This is a genomic window from Paenibacillus sp. JNUCC 35 (assembly GCF_058269095.1).
This window is the reverse complement of record NZ_CM177771.1, coordinates 4,857,587-4,876,208: the sequence shown is the minus strand read 5'-3', so window position 1 is coordinate 4,876,208 and position 18,622 is coordinate 4,857,587. Positions and strand designations below refer to the sequence as shown.

Genomic DNA, 18,622 nt, shown 5'->3' with positions numbered 1-18,622 from the left:
ATATGACGACACAAACCATTCTTCCCGTTGATTCCCAAGCCGTCGCCCAAGCGTCGAAAGCCAGACAGGAGCCGGAGTGGTTGACCGATCTGCGCGTGCAGGCGGCAAATCTGGCGGGATCTTTGGAACTGCCTAAATTGGAAAAAACGAGATTGGACCGTTGGGACCTGAGCTCTTTCGGTACGTACCGCGAGCCTCAAGCCCTTGCTTCCGTCAGCGAGCTGCCGGAGCAGGTTAAAACACTCGTCGGAGAGACGAACATTATCGTTCAACGGAACTCCGGAGCCGTATACCGGGCTCTGTCCGAAGAACTTGCCGGCCGCGGCGTTATCTTTACGGATCTTGAAACCGCGGTTCGCGAACACGGCGACCTGGTCCGGCCGTACCTCGGCAAAGCGGTCGAAGCGGGCGAAAACCTGCTGACGGCCGTGCATGCGGCAACGTGGACCGGCGGTGTATTCCTTTACGTTCCGAAGAACGTAAACGTGGAAATCCCGCTGCAGGCCTTGTTCCTGTCCGATGATTCGGCAGCGAGCTTCTCTCCGCACATCCTGATCGTAGCGGATACGAACAGCTCCGTCACTTACGTGGAGAACTTTACTTCCGTCGGTACCGGCGCTTCGCTTGTACAAAACGGGGTAACCGAAGTATTCGTGAAGCCGGGCGCGAACGTTCAATTCGCTTCGGTTCACAACCTGACGGAAGGCGTTACGGATCTGACTTACCGCCGTGCCGTTGTAGAGAACGACGGACGCGTGAACTGGGTCGTCGGCGAAATGAACCAGGGCAACTCCATGTCGGACACGACTTCGATCCTGAAGGGCAACGGCTCTTACTCGGATGCGAAAGTCATCTGCGTGGGAACGAACGATCAGAAGCTGAACCTGACGACACGCGCGGTTCACTTCGGTCTGAACTCCAGCAGCGACATGATTACGCGTGCCGTTATGAGAGACCAGGCTACCGCCATCATCAACGGCATCACGAAGATCGAGAAAGGCGCAACGGGCGCCAACGGCCAGCAGACGGAGCGCGTGCTCATGCTCAGCCCGAAAGCCCGCGGCGACGCCAATCCGATCCTTCTGATCGACGAAGATGACGTAAAAGCCGGTCACGCGGCGAGCGTGGGCCAAGTAAACCAGGACCAGGTTTACTACATGATGTCCCGCGGGATTTCCCGTGAGGAAGCCACTCGTCTCCTGATTTACGGCTTCCTGGCTCCGGTCGTATCGGAGATTCCGATCGCCAAGCTGGAAGAGCAGCTGCAAACTATGGTAGAGAGGAAGCTGGGGCAATGAAACCTTCGGAGATACGCGAACTGTTCCCCATTTTGAATCAGGAAGTGAACGGGCATCCGCTCGTTTATCTGGATAGCTCCGCGACTTCCCAGAAGCCGGTCCAAGTCATCGAGGCCCTGAAAAAGTATTACGAATGGGACAATTCGAACGTACACCGAGGCGTCCACACCCTGGGGTCCCGTGCCACAGACGCTTACGAAGGAGCGCGTGCGAAGGTCGTTCGTTTTATCAACGCCCGCTCCGAGCAGGAAATCATCTTCACACGCGGCACGACGACGGCGATCAACCTGGTTGCCAGCTCGTATGCCCGCTCCATCTGCGGAGAAGGCGACGAAATCGTCATCACGCCGATGGAACATCACAGCAATCTCATTCCATGGCAGCAGGTCGCGAAGGCGACCGGCGCCACGCTTAAATATATCCCGCTTCAAGCGGACGGTTCCATCGCCCTTGAAGATGTGGAAACAACCATTACGGACCGCACGAAATTCGTATCGGTCGTTCATCTTTCCAACGTCCTGGGCGTCCTGAACCCGGTGAAAGCCATCGCCGAGATCGCTCACCGTCACGGGGCCAAGATGCTGGTGGACGGCGCGCAGAGCGCCCCGCATCTGAAGGTGGATGTGCAGGATCTGGATTGCGACTTCTTCGCCTTCTCCGGCCACAAAATGTGTGGACCGACCGGAATCGGGGTATTGTATGGGAAGAAGGAGCTACTTGAAGCGATGGAGCCGATTGAATTCGGCGGCGAAATGATCGACCATGTGGATCTTTACGATTCCACGTGGAAGGAGCTCCCCTGGAAATTCGAGGGGGGAACGCCGATTATCGCCGGTGCCGTCGGTCTTGGAGCGGCTATCGACTTCCTGGAGGAGATCGGCCTTGACGCCATCGCCGACCACGATGCCAGCTTGACTGCCTATGCGCTGGAGCGTATGCTTGAAGTTGAAGGTCTGAATGTTTACGGTCCGAGAAACAACCGCGTCGGGCTTGTCACCTTTAACCTCGGTGACGTTCATCCGCACGACGTGGCTACGGTGCTGGATGCCGAAGGTATCGCCGTTCGTGCCGGTCACCACTGCTGCCAGCCGCTGATGCGCTGGCTGGAACAATCGGCTACGGCACGCGCCAGCTTTTATTTATACAATACTGAAGATGACATCGACCGACTCGTCCAGGGCTTACTAAAAACAAAGGAGTATTTCGGTCATGCAATTGGATGATTTATACCGCAGAGTCATCATGGATCATTATAAAACGCCGAGAAACCGCGGGTCGTTCGACGATAACGAATCAGTTTCGATCAACTTGAACAACCCTACGTGCGGGGACCGGATCACTTTGCAGATGCAGGTAGAAGACGGAAAAGTCAAAGCCGCTAAGTATGTGGGCGAGGGATGCTCCATTTCGATGTCCTCGGCTTCGATGATGACGGATGCCGTCAAAGGCAAAACGCTCGAAGAAGCGCTCGAAATGGCAGAGAATTTCTCCAAGCTGATGAAGGGCGAAGACGTTGAATTCGAATACGAAGATATAGAGGCTTTGTCCGGTGTGAACAAGTTCCCGGCGCGTATCAAATGCGCCACACTCGCATGGAACGCGCTCCGCAAGGGAATCGAACAGACGAAGCAATCGTAATTAGCAAAATTAAAGGAGGTTGGTACGATGGCTAAGCAAATGCCAGAAATGGAAGAGTACAAATACGGCTTTCGGGACGAGCACAAGTCTATTTTCCAATCGGGAAAAGGGCTGAACGCCGAAATCGTCACCGAAATTTCCAGAATGAAAGGCGAACCCGAGTGGATGCTCGAGTTCCGTCTGAAATCGCTGGAACAGTTCTTCAGCATGCCGATGCCGCGTTGGGGCGGTAACCTGGATGATCTCGATTTCAACGACATCCAGTACTATGTCAAGCCGTCCGAGAAGCAGGGCAAGACGTGGGAAGAGGTTCCGACCGAGATTAAGGAAACGTTCGACAAGCTCGGTATTCCGGAAGCGGAACAGAAGTTCCTCGCCGGCGTATCCGCTCAGTACGAGTCCGAAGTCGTTTACCACAGCATGCAGAAAGAACTTGAAGATCAAGGCGTGATCTTCATGGACACCGACAGCGCGCTTCGTGAATACCCGGAGCTGTTCCGTGAATATTTCGGAACCGTTATTCCTCCGACCGACAACAAGTTTGCCGCGCTGAACAGCGCCGTATGGTCCGGCGGCAGCTTCATTTACGTACCGAAAGGCGTAAAATGCGAAGTTCCGCTTCAAGCGTATTTCCGTATCAACTCGGAAAATATGGGTCAGTTCGAGCGTACCCTGATCATCACGGACGAAGACAGCTTCGTTCACTATGTAGAAGGCTGTACTGCTCCGGTATACAGCACGAACTCGCTTCACAGCGCGGTCGTTGAAATCGTATGCCGCAAAAACTCCCGTGCCCGTTACACCACGATCCAGAACTGGGCGCCGAACATCTACAACCTCGTTACCAAACGTGCCGTCGCTGAAGAAGGCGCGAACATGGAATGGGTGGATGGCAACATCGGCTCCAAGCTGACGATGAAATACCCGGCTGTCGTGCTTAAAGGCCGCGGCGCCAAAGGCTCCGTTCTGTCCATTGCCGTTGCAGGCAAAGGCCAGCATCAGGATGCCGGTGCGAAAATGATCCACCTTGCTCCGGACACCACTTCGACGATCATTTCGAAGTCGATTTCCAAGCACGGCGGTAAAGTAACGTACCGCGGACTCGCTTCCTTCGGCCGCAATTCCGCAGGCGCGAAATCCAACATCAAGTGCGACACGCTGATTATGGATAAACAATCCACGTCCGACACTATTCCGTACAACGAAATCATGAACGACAACATCACGCTGGAGCACGAAGCGACCGTTTCGAAAGTATCCGAAGATCAGCTCTTCTACCTGATGAGCCGCGGTCTGTCGGAAGGCGAAGCGACGCAAATGATCGTAATGGGATTCATCGAGCCGTTCACGAAAGAACTTCCGATGGAGTACGCGGTTGAAATGAACCGACTCATCAAGTTCGAGATGGAAGGCAGTATCGGGTAACGTCGCAAAACCCCTGTTCTAACAAAGATTTTTGGCTATTTATAATTCGGGATAAATCGCTTGTTTCGATTTCGTGCCGATTCAAATTAGATTTTGGCGTAGGAGGCGAACTTTCCGAGTTCGTCTTCTTCGATTTTTGGAGTTATTGACAGGTATGTATCCGCTGTTGTTTTAATTGTCTTGTGCCCTAGACGTTTGGATACTAATATCAGCATCGCTCCAGATTCAAGTAATAACACGGCATGCGTATGCCTAAATCCGTGAGTACCTTTATATCCAACATCAGCCTGCGCGCAATATTTTTGAATTGATTCACGAACGCTGGAGGGGGTTAGATAATTTTCTAAGTAATTTTGGGAAATAATATGATCCTCCTATGTCTGTCCACTATAATGCTAATGCCTCGCTGATTCGTAATCCTGTACGACTCAAGAAATACATAAGTATATAGTAGATTGGGTATTCTTCAAAACGCTGATGTTTATAATTTTCCATGTAATTCAATAGCTGGTGCAGTTCTTTAAATGAAAAGTTCTTAATTTCTTGTTTCTTATGTGTTGAGTCTTTGACTGAACGTTGAGTCGATCAGCGGGATTTTTCTCAAGAACCTCCATTCCGTGCACTGCGTAGTGGAAAATGCTCTTCATAACTGATAGATATTTAAGGATTGATCCATAAGAGTATTTCTCCTCCCCGTTCTCGTCCTTTAAATCGACGTACTTTTGAACCCAACTTTAATGTCTGTCCGACGAATTTTCATAATTCTTCGATTCTCAAAATCAGGCTTAATGTGCAGTCTTACGATAGTTTCGATCTGTTCAATTGTAGAGTCCTTGACTTCATGGTTTTTATTTTTAAACCATTCATCAGCGACTTCTACAAAAAGCATGTTGCGATCATTTAGTGTTTGGCTGTAATATATACGTTCTTCTACTTTGCCAGCTTCAATCTCCGCTTCTTTTTTTGTAGATACTGGACTCTGTTCCGTCTCGGGAAACTCGTGTCTGCCATTTTCCACTAGGTAGCTGTCTAAATGTTGCCATTTGCTTTTTCATTCACTCCTTGGTGTTTTTTTTGTATATGAACTGCCCTCTAGGGACTGGAAAGCGTAATCAAGAGGGGTGGTAACCTAGGTGTAGTTTGAGTTTGTAAGTGACAAAAACAACCTTTAGATCATAAAGAATGTGGAATAAAATTGGCAGTACAAGTTTGAGATAGGCTTATTGCTCCTCGAATGGCCTCCATTCATGGGAGGACGATTTCTGGCGACACCTCCTTTCTAGATCCTTGTACTTTATTAACATATCCAGTTGTTGTTTTAGAAAGCGGTTCTCGGCTTTCAATTTTTCAACCTCTGATGTATATTCAGGACCTTTACCATAACGGTATTGTTTACCGACAGGTTGTTCAAGGCGATGAATCTCTCCGCTTCGATACCAACGTAGCCATCTTTTTAATTGAGTCTCATTTTTTATATTCAACTTCTTCATGACTTCATTTCACTGGAATGCCAGCCAATCTCATTTCAATGTTTTTCTTATTTACTTCTACCGGGTAGCTTACTCTGGTTGCCAACGAAAAAAACACCTCCAAAGTTGTCTCCATATCTTACGACATGGTTGCATTCTCTTGAAGGTGCTTTTAATTTGTCTCAAAATTCCGGGGTCAGTCCCAATGTTAGTGGGCCTTTTTTCCTGAAGTTAACCCGCAGGCTTGACGCCGTTCGCTATGTCATTTTTTTCTAAGGGGCGAATACTAAACTCGAGAGCCCTAGGGCACTCCGCACATTTTCAATATCACTAAAAGTTGAGCCCTCGACCTGTCCAGAATTATTAGCAACACTCGAATGCAGGATTCCCATTGGAATTACATAATCTGACCCATATGAAGCGTACAGGCCGGACCCACTATCACCCGATTGAGCTTTTGCATAGGTCATAATCATATTAGACATCCAGTACCCATCAGCATTTCTGAAGCCCCAACTAGAATTATAAATTGTACCGCATTGCACACCCGAAACATTTCCAGAGAAGCAAACAGTTGCGCCGTAATAGTTGGGTCTAGACGGATTAAGAGGGTCTCCAAAGCTAGTGCTGTATTTTCGAAGCTTCTTGCCCTCATAAGTGTAATAAGAATTAGCATATGATGAGTTGGAAGCAGTTATTGCAGCAGCATCAGCATTCGTATCTTTCCAATATTGGTTGTGCCCAATTAAATTATTGATAAAGCCAAATACTTGCCCACCTTGGCCAACTGAAACACTCTGAGTATTTTTGCTTGCGCAGTGTCCTGCAGTAAGATGCACATATCCGCCACTCGATGTTATTGCATTAAATGCACCAGTGCAACCATAGGCGTTTTCCAGTGCTAAACCTGCAACTAATGGTCTTGTGTAAGAAGTTCTGCTTGCGGGTTTAAAAGCTCTTGTTTCGATGAAAGTTTTATAATATTTTTCGCCGATCAATTTATTTAACAAAGCAATTGTATTTGTGTCTTCGCTTGCAAGGCCAATAATGAGTTTATTTTCTTTTTCAGATAGACTCGAAGACAAAATAGGACTATTACTATGGGCAATTTGATAGTCATTGATTTTATTTTGTTTTTCATTCAATTCGTCTAGGGTGTTGTCTACGTTAAAAAAATTAATGCCAACTTCAGAGCCCGCTTGAATTTGTTTTATAGCTGTTCCGTTGTCCTCCTTATTCTTTATTCCGATATTAACCGTGACTCCATCCTTCGTATGTTCAAAGTAGAGTCCGCCAAAAACGCTTTTGAGTTCCTTATCTATTACATTTGATTTGAGTTTTGCAGTATTTTCAATGATTTCGTTTCTCTTTTTTAAATTTCTATATTCATCATCTGTAAGGGCAACTCCAAATTCGGATGATTTTTCTTTATAATGCGGATTACTTTCCACTTTGCTAATGGTTTCTTCATCAGCATTAAGCTTATAAAGACTTCTAAACTTTTTCGCCTTCTCAATTTTTTCATTTTGCCCAGTTGTTTTGTCTACATTCTGAGCATTTGTGTTTAATTCGCTTGCCATTGCGTTCGGAATCGCTAGGAACATAGACATTGAGAAAATACTAATAGCTTTCAAAAACCTTTTCATAAAATCTCACTCCCATTCGATTCATTTTTTCATATATGGCCATATATGTAATATAAATACTACATTAAACAAATTGTATAATCAATACAATAAATCCAAATTTTTCAAATTAAAACATTAACATTAGCTTGGCGGTTTCATTTTTTGGTTGTTTGTACTGGGGGCTTTCCTTGTGGTTGTTATGAAACAATATAAGCTAACGAACACAAACAGAACAGCAAGGATATCAATTATCCTCGCTGCTCTGTTTGTGTTCAATCCACGCCCTCGCACGGAATCCTCCCGGGATGAAGACAATGTCGCAGCAATCACTGAGCCTTCATGAATCCCAAGCATGTGTTGCGACGCCGCACGGTGGTCGGCCAAGCCCCTAAATCGTCCGGATACTAGGTATGTCCTTTAATTTGATTAAAAGAGAAGCCCCGTAACCGGACGGCCTAACGCTGCGAGGCTTAGCAAGTCAAATGCCGCAGGCCGACTTTTATCGTGGGATCAACAGCAAGCGGGACCAGGGCGCTGGCAAGCCAAACCGCTAAGATCAGAAACGAGAAAAGGGAGAGGACAAGCCCAGCGGACCGCCGGTGAGAGCGTCTGGCGATAAGGCCCGAACCGAAGGCGGTAATCCCGAGGATAATGCCGAGGGGAAGCGTAACAACCAGCAGGTTAAAAAGGACCGCCAAAATGCCGCAGAGCACCGCCAGGACAGCCGAAGTCTTTCTCGGTTTTACGGGGGGCGGGGTGTAACCGGAAGAAGATGCCGAGGGAATCTCGGGTTCTCGCAAGGGTTCGCTCTCTTCATTGTTTACGAACGTGCCTTCCCGTAGCGGATCAGGCTGGCGATTTATCGTTACAAATGGCTGTTCTTTGTGTTTGTCATCGGTCAAGATGCATGCGCCTCCTTAAGGAAGGGTTGGGTTGCCGAATTTACCACCGACGGATCTGGCATATCCGGTTATGAGAGGATCGCCGAATCGGCGGATCGGTGGACCGTGTACCGATAGGGTCATTGTAGCACAAAACAGCCGCACAATCCCAAAGGGAGCGGCGGCTGTTGCATTTTGCAGCATTAGAAATGAAGCGCTTACTAGACCGTGATGAATTGAATCTCCAGATCGGTCCGCTGTGTAAGGTCGACGAACGTATCTCCGGCATCGTCAATCTGAATAAGGGGGCGGAAATAATCATTCGGAAAGGTCATGACGATGGTGCCGGACTGACCGTTGGATAAGGTGGCTTTCTTACCGATAAAATTCGGGACCATGTTGGCGATAAAAACATGAACCGCTTGAGGATCAAGCTCACCGAAGCTCATTTTGTGAAGCTCTTTCAGGACGTAAAGCAGATCCCGCTTGGTCTGGTACGAACGGTTATTGATCATGGCGCTGTATACGTCGGCTACGGCAACGATTTTGGCGGCTGGATGGATCGCTTCGGCGGTTTTGCCCAGCGGATACCCGGAGCCGTTGAGCCGTTCGTGATGCTGCAAGGCGACGAGCGCAGACAGTTCATCGGCAATTGAATTACGTATAATTTCGTAGCCGTAAACGGTATGCTTTCTCATCTCGGCATACTCTTCTTCCGTAAGCTTGCCCGGTTTATGCAGCACGTCGAAGCTGATCCTGCATTTTCCGATATCGTGAAGATAGCCGGCTTTGCCGATTTCCTTGGCCTCCTCTTCGGATTTGCCCAGCCAGATCGAAATAAAGTAGGAGATGAGGCCGACCTGTACGCTGTGCTGGTATGTATAATCATCGCGGCTGTCCAGGCAGAGCAGCAGATTCACGACGTCTTTTTCTTCCCGCACACTAGAGATGAGGGGACCATAGTACTGCTCGACAACCGGATCGGAAAGCTTGCCTGTCCGGATCGCGCTTTCGAATAAGTCTTTGATACCGCCGATAGCGGAGTGGAACGATTCCTCCTGCCGCAAAAGCTCCGAGGAAGCAGCAGCGGTTTGCGAATGAGCTTCGCTGCCGGGCAGAGGACGGTCTTCGATGTCCACATATTCAATCTGATGCTTGTTCAGTTTCAAAATATCGAACTCATCCACTTTCGTGTCGGCCGATAAAATATTCAATCCGATAGAATTGAACGTATCGCGGGCTAGACGGTCACCCACCTGCAGATCTGTTATATGAATTCTCATTGAATTCATTCACCTTTTCCTGTCCCCAGTTTTTCTCAATCACTTTCATATTAGCAGGAGGATAAACAGAGTTGCAATGAAACATTTTCCAATTTTCGGAATTTAGTTGTCGGATTTGATCAATTATTTATAAAGAAAATGAAAGTCGTAACAAGCCGCTAAAAAACGGGCAAAATAGGAAAATAAAGGGGAGGGATTTATATTGTAAACGGAAGGGAGGGGGGACATGTTTTGTAACGAATAGCGTGCGAGTACGAGTGCCGGGGTGTTCTTTTCTTATGAAGTACGCCAGCATGGACTGATCTTATAAAAAACGGACCTTATCCGTAGATAAGGTCCGCAGCATGGCGCGCAGATTACATGCCGATGTACCGGCTGTACAACGTTTTGGCGGCAGTGGGGTCGGTGAGGCCTTGTACAAGCACGCGTCCGTCAGGAAACAGGACAAGTGTAATCTCATCCGAAGGACGGAAGCGAAGCAAAAATTTGTTGCGGCTTACGTGACCGAGCGGGGCGAGACGCTGTTCCCACTGCTCCAGAGAAAATTCCGCTGCTTGGACGGGATGGATTTGGACGGAATCTCTTCCGCACAGCGTCTGGATCGTTTCCCCTTCGATGTCCGCGTCGAGATACTCGAATGTGTGACGGGCGCAGGCAGGACAGTCCGCTTTGCGGGCTCCCCCAACATCCACGGACGTGTAGTGGTTGTACCACAGGTCCCACTGCTGCATGCGGCGGTTTAGATGCTGCATATCCCCGATCAGAATTTTCATCGCTTCGGTTGCCTGATAGGAGGCGACCATATGAATGATCGGGCCGATGACGCCGGCGGTGTCGCATGTATCGGCGGTGCCGTGTGCCGGCGCGGAGCCGAACAGGCAGCGCAGACACGGCGTTTCGCCGGGCAGAATGGCAAGCGAGACGCCGCGCGAAGCGACGGCGCCGCCGTACAGCCACGGAATGCCGTGCTTGACGCTGACATCGTTGATCAGAAACCGGACGGAAAAGTTATCCGTACCGTCCAGAATCAGATCAACGCCGGTCAGCAGCTCTTCGGCATTCAAGGGGTTCAAGTCGGCGACATGGGCCTCGATGCCGACGAGGGAGTTCACCAGCCTCAGCTTCGCGGCGGCGGCTGAAGCTTTGGGCTGCGCCTGGCGGGCGTCTTCTTCGTCATAGAGCATCTGCCTCTGCAGATTGCTCTCTTCGACGAAGTCGCGGTCGATCAGGCGCACGAAGCCGACACCGGCGCGAACCATGTGGTTCGCGAGGACGGTGCCGAGCGCGCCGAGGCCGACGATGGCGACCCGCGCGCGGCCGAGCGCCCGCTGGCCGTTCTCGCCGACGGGCTTGAAAAGCACGTGCCGGGAATAGCGTGCCGGCACTTCGGCTTCGCCGGCGGCCGCTCCGGTCTGCGCTGTCTGCACGGCGGCAGCCTGCGCGGCCGGTTCGCCGGAGGCTTGCGCCGCTCCGGCATGAAGACCGCCGGCTTGCGCCGCTTCAAGCTGCGCCGCCGGCTGAGCGGCTGCATCCTCACCGGCTCGGGAGGACGGAGAGAAGGCCGCGGACGGCAAGTCGCCCGCTGGCTGATTGGGGTGGAGGCTGCTCATAGGTTTGCTCCTTCCGGGCTTGTTTTGTAGAGTAATCTGCTGGGCATTATGGTAATTAACCGTAACCATAGGTTCATTGAAGAAGTTGCGCGCACGCCTTTATCAGATGTGCGAACGTGAACGTTAGATTCAGAAGGAATTAAATCGGTATAAGTCTGTTCAGTCCCGGTACGTCCCGTTAGGCTTTTCAGTCTTTCCTGCGCCGCTTCTGCAAGGAAAATTTACTTTCCGGCTTTGCTGACGCTGCCGTTCCCGCCCTCCGGGAGGTCGAGCGGATTCCACTCGCGCCCGCCGGACGGGGATACGTAGCCTTTCCATTCAGCGCCGTCTTCGCCGATTTCTTTTTTCCAGACGGGCAGGATCTGCTTTACCCGTTCAATGGCGTAGCGGCTTGCCTCGTAACAGTCCGCCCGGTGCGGCGTGGAGACGGCGATGACAAGACTGCTTTCGCCGATTCCGACGGGACCCAGCCGGTGCGTCATCGCGCAGCGGCATCCGGGCCAGCGGGCTTCCATCTCGGCGCCGATGGTTTCCATGACGGAGACGGCCATCGGCTCGTAGGCTTCGTATTCGAGCAGGACGGTGCGCACTCCGTGAGTATGCTCGCGGGTCGTGCCGATAAACGCGAGTGTCGCTCCGCAGTCGGGATGGGTAACCTTATGTAGGAGCTCGGCGGGCTCAATGGGATCTCGCGTGAGTACGTAACGGGCGGCTTCGGATGCTTCGTCTGCCGCTTGCGGCTCTTCGCCGCCTCCTCCCGACACGGGAGGAATGAGAGCCAGCTCGTCGGTCTCGGTTACAGGCTCATCCGGAGCGGCATAAGCGTGATTTTTAGCCAGGAAGCAGTGGGCGAGAAGAGAACGGGCACCGGGAAATTGGCCGCCTATTTCATCTAAGAGATCCTGAACGGTTACGGATTTTTCACCGAGGTCCCGGGTCAGCGTTATATCAATGGAAGGGCGGCCAAGCTCATCGGCCAAGCCCGCAAAAAGTCGGATATGAAACGTCATGAGGGCTTCTCTCCTGAAAGTTGCGTTTTCAACTAGCATATCATATCCTAAAACGAAAATGATATAATGAGGCTGTCCGGGCAACCGGGCTTCTTACATAATGAAGCAACGTATGGCATACGTAATAGAGACAGGCTTTACAGCGGAGGTGAAATCATGCCCGAAAAGCAGCAGAAGCATCAGACGTTAGTGATTCTTCATACGAATGACCTGCACAGTCATTTCGAACAAATGCCCAAAATTGCGACCTGCTTCAAAGAGCTTAGACGCCGCCATGAAGGGGATGAGATCCTGACGCTGGATATCGGCGATCATCTGGACCGGATGAGGCTCGAAACCGAAGGGACGGGCGGCGCCGCCAATATCGAAATCATGAATGCAACGGGATACGAGGCGATGGTCCCGGGCAATAACGAAGGCTTGACATACGATCCGGATGCGCTTCGGAGTCTTTTTGAAACGAAAGCGGAATTTCCCGTTATCGGAAGCAACATTCTTGATGCGGACACGGGGAAGGTTCCCACCTGGATGGTTCCGTATCATATCATGCGCAAAGGAGACATCACCGTAGGTTTAATCGGCCTGACGGCGGCTTTTACGGACTATTACGAGCTGCTGGGCTGGGATGTCCGGGAGCCTGTTAAGGCTGCTGCCTACTGGGTGGAGAAGCTGCGGCCGAAGGTCGACATCGTGATCGTCCTGTCCCACCTCGGACTCCGTTACGATGAACGGATGGCAGCGGAAGTCGAAGGCATCGACGTCATCCTCGGCGCGCATACTCACCATCTGCTGGAAAAGCCGCTGCACATCCGGGACACGCTGGTCTGCGCCGCAGGCAAATACGGGCAGTATGCGGGAGAGGTGGAGATCGCCTACAACGTGCGGGAGCGGCGCATCGAGCGGCTTGCGGGCCGCGTTCACGCCGTGTCCGGCTGGGAGGACGACGCGGAGATCGCGGAAATTCTCGCCCGCAATGCGGAGCTGGGCCGGCGCGCCCTCGATATTCCGGTAACGGATCTCGCGGAGCCGCTGGAGCTTGACTGGTACGGCGAGTCTCCGCTCGGCAACCTGCTTGCGTCCGGCCTGCGCCGCTGGATGAACGCGGAGATCGGGCTCGTCAACGCCGGCCAGCTGCTACGCGGGCTTGCGAGAGGGCCCGTCACGATCGGGCGCCTCTTGGCTATCTGTCCCGGCCCGATCAATCCCTGCCGGGTCAAGCTGACAGGCGGCCGTCTATTGCAGGCGCTGGAGGAATCCCTTCTGCCGGAATTTCAGAGCAAGCCGATCCGGGGCTTCGGCTTCCGCGGGGAAGTGCTCGGCATCCTGTGCCTGGACGGTTTGACCGTCCGTTACGATCCGGAAGGGAAGCCGTCGGACAAAATCCGCGGGGTGTTCGTTAACGGAGAGGCACTGGAGAAAGACCGGACGTATACGGTCGGTATGATCGACATGTTTACGTTCGGAGTCGGCTACTTATCCCTGAGCGAAGCAACGGATGTGGAGTACCTGCTTCCCGAGCTGCTGAGGGATATTCTGGGCGAGGAGCTTCAGCATCCCGAGCGGTTTCAAGAGGCTTTCGAGTCCCGCTGGCAGCCTGAAGGCATTTGACCGATGCCGGGAGGTTAACTTGTCTTGACCCTTTGATCCGGGTAAAATGTATAATTGCGGGGATCTGTCCATGCCCGGCACAGGTCCCCAGCTGTTATTATTAGGAGAGAGACCATGTACAGTTTGTGGATTGCCGTGATTATCGGGATTGTCGAAGGATTAACCGAGTTTCTGCCGGTTTCTTCAACCGGACACATGATTCTGACGCAGTCTCTGCTGGGAATCAGCGACGATGAACCGCTCATGAAGACGTTCACGATCGTGATCCAGCTCGGCGCCATTCTTGCCGTCGTGATCGTGTATTGGAAACGGATCCTGCGTATTCTCGGAATCAACCGGGAGCCGGTAGCGGTTAAAGCAGGAGCATCCCGGTTAAATGTCCTTCACATTCTGCTGGGGATCGTCCCGGCGATGGGAATCGCTTTTCTGTTCGACGATTTGATTGAAACGTATTTGTTTTCCCCGAAAACCGTTGTCGTGTCCCTGATCCTGGGCGGTATTCTGATGATCATCGCCGAGAAGAAGATGGACCGGACAAGAGGACCGGTCGTTGAGGACATGGACGGTATTTCGTACCGTCAGGCGTTTACCATCGGCCTCTACCAGTGTCTATCCGTCCTGATTCCGGGATTTTCGCGCTCCGGTGCGACGATGGCCGGCGGTATGCTCCACGGTGTAACCCGTAAAGCGGGTGCCGATTTTACGTTCATTATGGCGGTTCCGATCATGTTTGCCGCCAGCGGATATTCCCTGCTTAAAAGCTACAAAAGCTTCACGTCGGACGATGTCCTGTTTTTCGTAGTGGGCTTTATCGTTTCCTTTATTGTCGCGCTGCTGGCCATTGTGACGTTTATCCGTTTCGTACAGCGCATGAAACTGACTTATTTCTCTTATTACCGCTTTGCACTGGCCGCTATTTTCATCGTTTATCTGTGGGTCGTTTAGGTTTTTCCGGGTTTTCGCCTATAAGTTTGGGACAGCCGGAGAGATAGTTTTTACAAAACTGGATGGAACATGCAAAAAAACCTCCAAGAACCGCGTCGAAAAAACGCGGTTTTTGTATTGCTCTTTCCAAAAATATCTTATACAGTAAGGGTATAAAGAGAGGAATACACAGATCGCGGGGTTTGGAGAATATGCGGCTTTTACCCATCAGCCAATGCCAACCGGGCATGAGACTGAGCAGACATATTTACAACGAGCAGGGAGCGGTACTGCTTGCGGAAAATGTCGAATTAACGCAATCGCTGCTGGAGCGGTTGAAAACACACGGAATCGATTATTTATATATCCAGGATGCGCTGACCGATGATATCGTTCCGGACGAACTGGTCTCGGAGGAGACCAAGCGCAGGCTTTTCACGGAAATCCGCTCCACCTTCCGTAAGCTGATGAACGAGCCGGGACGGAGAACGCTGGCGAATTACCAGCATTTCGGCAAATCGTTCAGGCAGCAGATGGACCACGTGATCGATGATTTATCCCGTCATAAAGACGCCATGATTATGCTGGGCGATATACAGATTAAAGACCACTACTTATATCAGCATTCGCTTAACGTCTGTTTATACACCACCATGCTCGGATTGAGCCATGGATACGAAAGGGATGAATTGATGACGCTGGGCCTCGGGGCTCTACTTCACGATATCGGCAAAACGCAAATCTCGGAAGAGATCCTCTCGAAGCCCTCCAAGTTGTCCGAACCGGAATGGTCCGAGATGGAGAAACATACGGTGTACGGGTTTCAAATGCTCAAGAACGAAGCGAATATCCCTCTGCTCTCCGCACACTGCGCGTTTCAGCATCATGAACGGATCAACGGCAGCGGGTACCCGAGAGGCATTAAAGACGAAGAGATTCATCCCTATGCGAAATGGATCGCGATGGTGGACTCCTACGATGCGATGACGACACAGAGGGTTTACCGCAAGGCGATGCTTCCCCACGAGGCGCTGGAAGTCATTATGGGCGGAGCGGGCACCCTGTACGATACGGACATGCTGAACCTGTTCCGGGATAAAGTGGCCATTTACCCGCTCGGCGTCACCGTTGCGCTCAATACCGGCGAAATCGCCGTCGTGGTCGACCTCAATGCTTCCGCTCCCCAGCGGCCCGTTGTCCGTGTGATCAAGAACGAAGCGCGTGAAATGATCGCCTCCCCGTACGAGATCGATTTGTCCAAAAAATTGACGATCATGATTACGGAAGTTCATCCCCTGTAAGTCATGCCGTTAAGCGGTTCTATCCGGCCGTCCGGCTCTCAAAAGAATAGATACGTTAAAAGCCGAGAGCTGACGGAGGGATCCGTTCGGCTTTTTTTGCTTTTCGTCCGCGAAGGCTGATATAAAATGGAAATCCCGGAAGAATACTAAAAGAAGCGATTACGGAAATTCCGCTTATACGGCAGAATTCCGGTTGCCGCAAGAGGTCCGGGAGGAATCGGAATGAACGGGATGAAGCCAAGCGCGAAGTCGGAGCTATTCATGAAGTGGGGATACGCCATGTACCGGTACCGTAAGCGGGTGCTGACGGTCTGGATCGTATTCTTTGCCGGGGCCGCCATTTTGGCGGGACAAGTACCGGGGCTTTTGAAAGACGACGGGTTTACGCCGAAAGGCAGCGAATCCGACAGGGGGTTTCACCTGCTGCAGGAGAAGCTGGGCGTTCCGCCTTCCTCGCTGCAGCTCGTATATGACGGGGACGGCAAAGATTTGACGACGGAAAAAGCCAAAGCCTCCATTGCAACATCGCTGGAGCCTTTGAAGTCCTTGCCCTATGTAGGCACGTGGGCGTTTGTTGAAAGCCCGAGAAAAGAATCGGCCCGGGCAGCCGAGATCCAGGCGGTGAACGTAGCGCTCAAGCTGGAGGTGGAGAAAGTACTGGAGAAATACGGCGAGATTCAGGCTCGTCTGACTCCGCCTCCGGGGATGAAAATGTACACGGGCGGAGCGCCGGCTCTGCTGGCCGATATGCAGAAAGCGAGCAAGAACGATATCGCCAAAGCGGAAATGATCGGCCTGCCGATTGCGCTGATCGTGCTCCTGATCATTTTCGGCACGTTAACGGCAGCCCTGCTGCCCCTTATCGTCGGTGTGGCCAGCTTGACTGCGGCACTGGGGATTACCTACTTTATTGCGCGGCAAGTCGCGCTGTCCAACTTCCTGCCGAACATGGTGACGATGCTCGGGCTCGCGGTTGGAATCGACTACGCCTTGTTTATGGTCAGCCGGTTCCGGGAAGAGCTGAGAGCAGGCAGGGAGATTCCGGATGCCGTTGCGGTGACCTGCAGGATGGCGGGACGGAGCATCTTCTTCTCCGGAATCGCCGTATTGATCGGGCTGTGCGGCATGCTGTTCGTGGAGCTTTCGTTCTTTCGCTCCCTCTGTCTGGGAGGCATTCTCGTGGTGACGATCTCGGTTCTGGCTGCCAACACCCTTCTACCGGCGCTGCTGGCTATGTTGGGCAGACACGTGAATTCCTTGCGGGTCCTGCCGAAGGCGTGGTCGGAGAGAGGGACGACACGGCGCTTCTGGGAGCGGACCGCCTACTTCGTCATGCGCCATCCGGTCGTTCTGGCCCTCGTGCTGACGGCGGCGCTGACGGCCATGATGCTGCCCATACGCGGCATGCAGCTGAGCACGCCGAGCGGAGACGTCCTGCCGCCGCAGTATGGCGCACGGCAGGCCGGCGACCTGGCCGGGCAGGCATTCGACGAGCGGGAGTTGAACCCGCTGCAGGTCCTTGCCACGGCCCCGGGGGGCAGGTGGGATGCCGCATCCGTCGGCCGTCTGAGGGCCTACATCGCCTCGGTGAAGGCAACCGGGGGAGTGAAAGGCGTCCGCAGCGTGCTGGACGGCTTCCCGGGCCTCAGCGACGAGCAGGCGGCTTCGGTGCTGAGCGAGCCTTCCCTGTCTTCTCCGGGTGCGGGGAAGACAGGGGCCGTCCGGGACAGCGTGCTGATCCGCGTCGTCCCGGAAAGCGATCCCGACGACCGGGCGACCGACGCACTGGTGCGGAGTCTCCGCGGGCTGGACCGGCAGCGGCTGGACGTCCATATGACGGGCGGTCCCGCGTACCGGCTGGATATGCTGGACCGGATTCAAGACAAGCTGCCGGTGGTAATTATGTTTGTCTTGGGAGTGACTTTTATCGTCCTCCTGCTGGCGTTCCGCTCTCTGCTTCTCCCGTTTAAAGCGGTCCTGATGAACGTATTAAGCCTGGGGGCGAGTATCGGCGCCGTGGTGCTCGTTTTTCAGCACGGTTTCCTGGCCGATCTGATGAGGGTAACCTCGACCGGTTATGTGAGCGCTACGGTGCCCATCGTTATTTTCTGCGTCGTCTTCGGCATTTCGATGGACTATGAGGTGTTTCTCATTTCGCGGATAGCGGAAGAGTACGACCGGACCGGAGACAACGAGCGCAGTACGGCCGAAGGGCTGATGAAAACCGGCTCTCTTATCACGAGCGCTGCTTTCATTCTTATCGTCGTGGTCGGCACGTTTATTTTTACCGCTATCGAGATTATGAAGGCGCTCGGCCTGGGCCTTGCGCTCGCTGTCCTCATTGATGCGACTGTCGTCCGCGTCTTGCTCGTTCCGGCCTTGATGAAGCTGTTCGGCAGGCTCAACTGGTGGGCGCCGGGCTGGCTGCGTCCCCACGGACCGCGGGAGGAAAGCGACCCGTTACTGTAACGGAGATTATTTCATTTTTCATTGGCATCGGGTACAATAGAGGGCATACGTTTGCGCAAGGCGGCGTATATTCCAGGG

Annotated in this window: 15 protein-coding genes; 8 read left to right on the top strand and 7 right to left on the bottom strand. The window is 52.5% G+C overall.

Features of this window, described 5'->3' with window-relative positions; genetic code table 11:
• Positions 1-2: 2 nt before the first annotated feature.
• Genes sufD through sufB form a run of 4 tightly spaced genes read left to right on the top strand, consistent with a single transcriptional unit; the run spans position 3 to position 4,361 of the window.
• Positions 3-1,298, top strand: a complete 1,296-nt coding sequence (gene sufD, locus AC2TF6_RS22025) for a Fe-S cluster assembly protein SufD (protein WP_491308498.1) — start codon at positions 3-5, stop codon at positions 1,296-1,298.
• Entirely contained in the window at positions 1,295-2,521 is a 1,227-nt protein-coding gene (locus tag AC2TF6_RS22020; protein WP_009671498.1) for a cysteine desulfurase, read from the top strand. Before sufD ends, AC2TF6_RS22020 begins: the two co-directional genes overlap by 4 nt.
• Positions 2,508-2,936, top strand: a complete 429-nt coding sequence (gene sufU / locus AC2TF6_RS22015) for a Fe-S cluster assembly sulfur transfer protein SufU (protein WP_009671527.1) — start codon at positions 2,508-2,510, stop codon at positions 2,934-2,936. The genes AC2TF6_RS22020 and sufU overlap by 14 nt, the downstream gene beginning before the upstream one ends.
• A gap of 27 nt (positions 2,937-2,963) precedes the next feature.
• Positions 2,964-4,361: a Fe-S cluster assembly protein SufB gene (gene sufB, locus AC2TF6_RS22010; protein WP_009671499.1), complete on the top strand. Its 1,398-nt coding sequence runs from the start codon at positions 2,964-2,966 to the stop codon at positions 4,359-4,361.
• A gap of 86 nt (positions 4,362-4,447) precedes the next feature.
• On the opposite strand, the gene AC2TF6_RS22005 is transcribed toward sufB, so the two are convergent.
• From AC2TF6_RS22005 to AC2TF6_RS21975, 7 genes are all read right to left on the bottom strand, one after another.
• A complete protein-coding gene (locus AC2TF6_RS22005; protein WP_491311704.1) occupies positions 4,448-4,669 on the bottom strand; it encodes a tyrosine-type recombinase/integrase in 222 nt (73 codons plus the stop codon).
• Between the two features lie 398 nt (positions 4,670-5,067).
• A complete protein-coding gene (locus AC2TF6_RS22000; protein ID WP_491308497.1) occupies positions 5,068-5,379 on the bottom strand; it encodes a tyrosine-type recombinase/integrase in 312 nt (103 codons plus the stop codon).
• A 723-nt stretch (positions 5,380-6,102) separates the two neighbouring features.
• Positions 6,103-7,476, bottom strand: a complete 1,374-nt coding sequence (locus AC2TF6_RS21995; protein WP_491308496.1) for a S1 family peptidase — start codon at positions 7,474-7,476, stop codon at positions 6,103-6,105.
• A 452-nt stretch (positions 7,477-7,928) separates the two neighbouring features.
• A complete protein-coding gene (locus tag AC2TF6_RS21990) occupies positions 7,929-8,360 on the bottom strand; it encodes a DUF308 domain-containing protein (protein WP_491308495.1) in 432 nt (143 codons plus the stop codon).
• Positions 8,361-8,560: 200 nt separating this feature from the next.
• Positions 8,561-9,622: an HD-GYP domain-containing protein gene (locus AC2TF6_RS21985; protein ID WP_491308494.1), complete on the bottom strand. Its 1,062-nt coding sequence runs from the start codon at positions 9,620-9,622 to the stop codon at positions 8,561-8,563.
• A 356-nt stretch (positions 9,623-9,978) separates the two neighbouring features.
• Positions 9,979-11,232, bottom strand: a complete 1,254-nt coding sequence (locus AC2TF6_RS21980; protein ID WP_491308493.1) for a ThiF family adenylyltransferase — start codon at positions 11,230-11,232, stop codon at positions 9,979-9,981.
• A 221-nt stretch (positions 11,233-11,453) separates the two neighbouring features.
• Positions 11,454-12,242, bottom strand: a complete 789-nt coding sequence (locus AC2TF6_RS21975; protein WP_491308492.1) for a molybdenum cofactor biosynthesis protein — start codon at positions 12,240-12,242, stop codon at positions 11,454-11,456.
• Positions 12,243-12,398: 156 nt separating this feature from the next.
• Between AC2TF6_RS21975 and AC2TF6_RS21970 the strand changes: the two genes are divergently transcribed.
• The 4 genes from AC2TF6_RS21970 (at position 12,399) to AC2TF6_RS21955 (ending at position 18,544) form a co-directional block, all read left to right on the top strand.
• Complete coding sequence (locus AC2TF6_RS21970) at positions 12,399-13,850, top strand: bifunctional metallophosphatase/5'-nucleotidase (RefSeq protein ID WP_491308491.1); 1,452 nt, start codon at positions 12,399-12,401, stop codon at positions 13,848-13,850.
• A 114-nt stretch (positions 13,851-13,964) separates the two neighbouring features.
• Positions 13,965-14,795: an undecaprenyl-diphosphate phosphatase gene (locus AC2TF6_RS21965; RefSeq protein ID WP_491308490.1), complete on the top strand. Its 831-nt coding sequence runs from the start codon at positions 13,965-13,967 to the stop codon at positions 14,793-14,795.
• Positions 14,796-14,986: 191 nt separating this feature from the next.
• Positions 14,987-16,075 (top strand): HD-GYP domain-containing protein, encoded by a 1,089-nt coding sequence (locus AC2TF6_RS21960; protein ID WP_491308489.1) that lies wholly within the window; start codon positions 14,987-14,989, stop codon positions 16,073-16,075.
• 222 nt (positions 16,076-16,297) lie between these two features.
• Positions 16,298-18,544, top strand: a complete 2,247-nt coding sequence (locus AC2TF6_RS21955) for an MMPL family transporter (RefSeq protein ID WP_491308488.1) — start codon at positions 16,298-16,300, stop codon at positions 18,542-18,544.
• Positions 18,545-18,622: the final 78 nt, after the last annotated feature.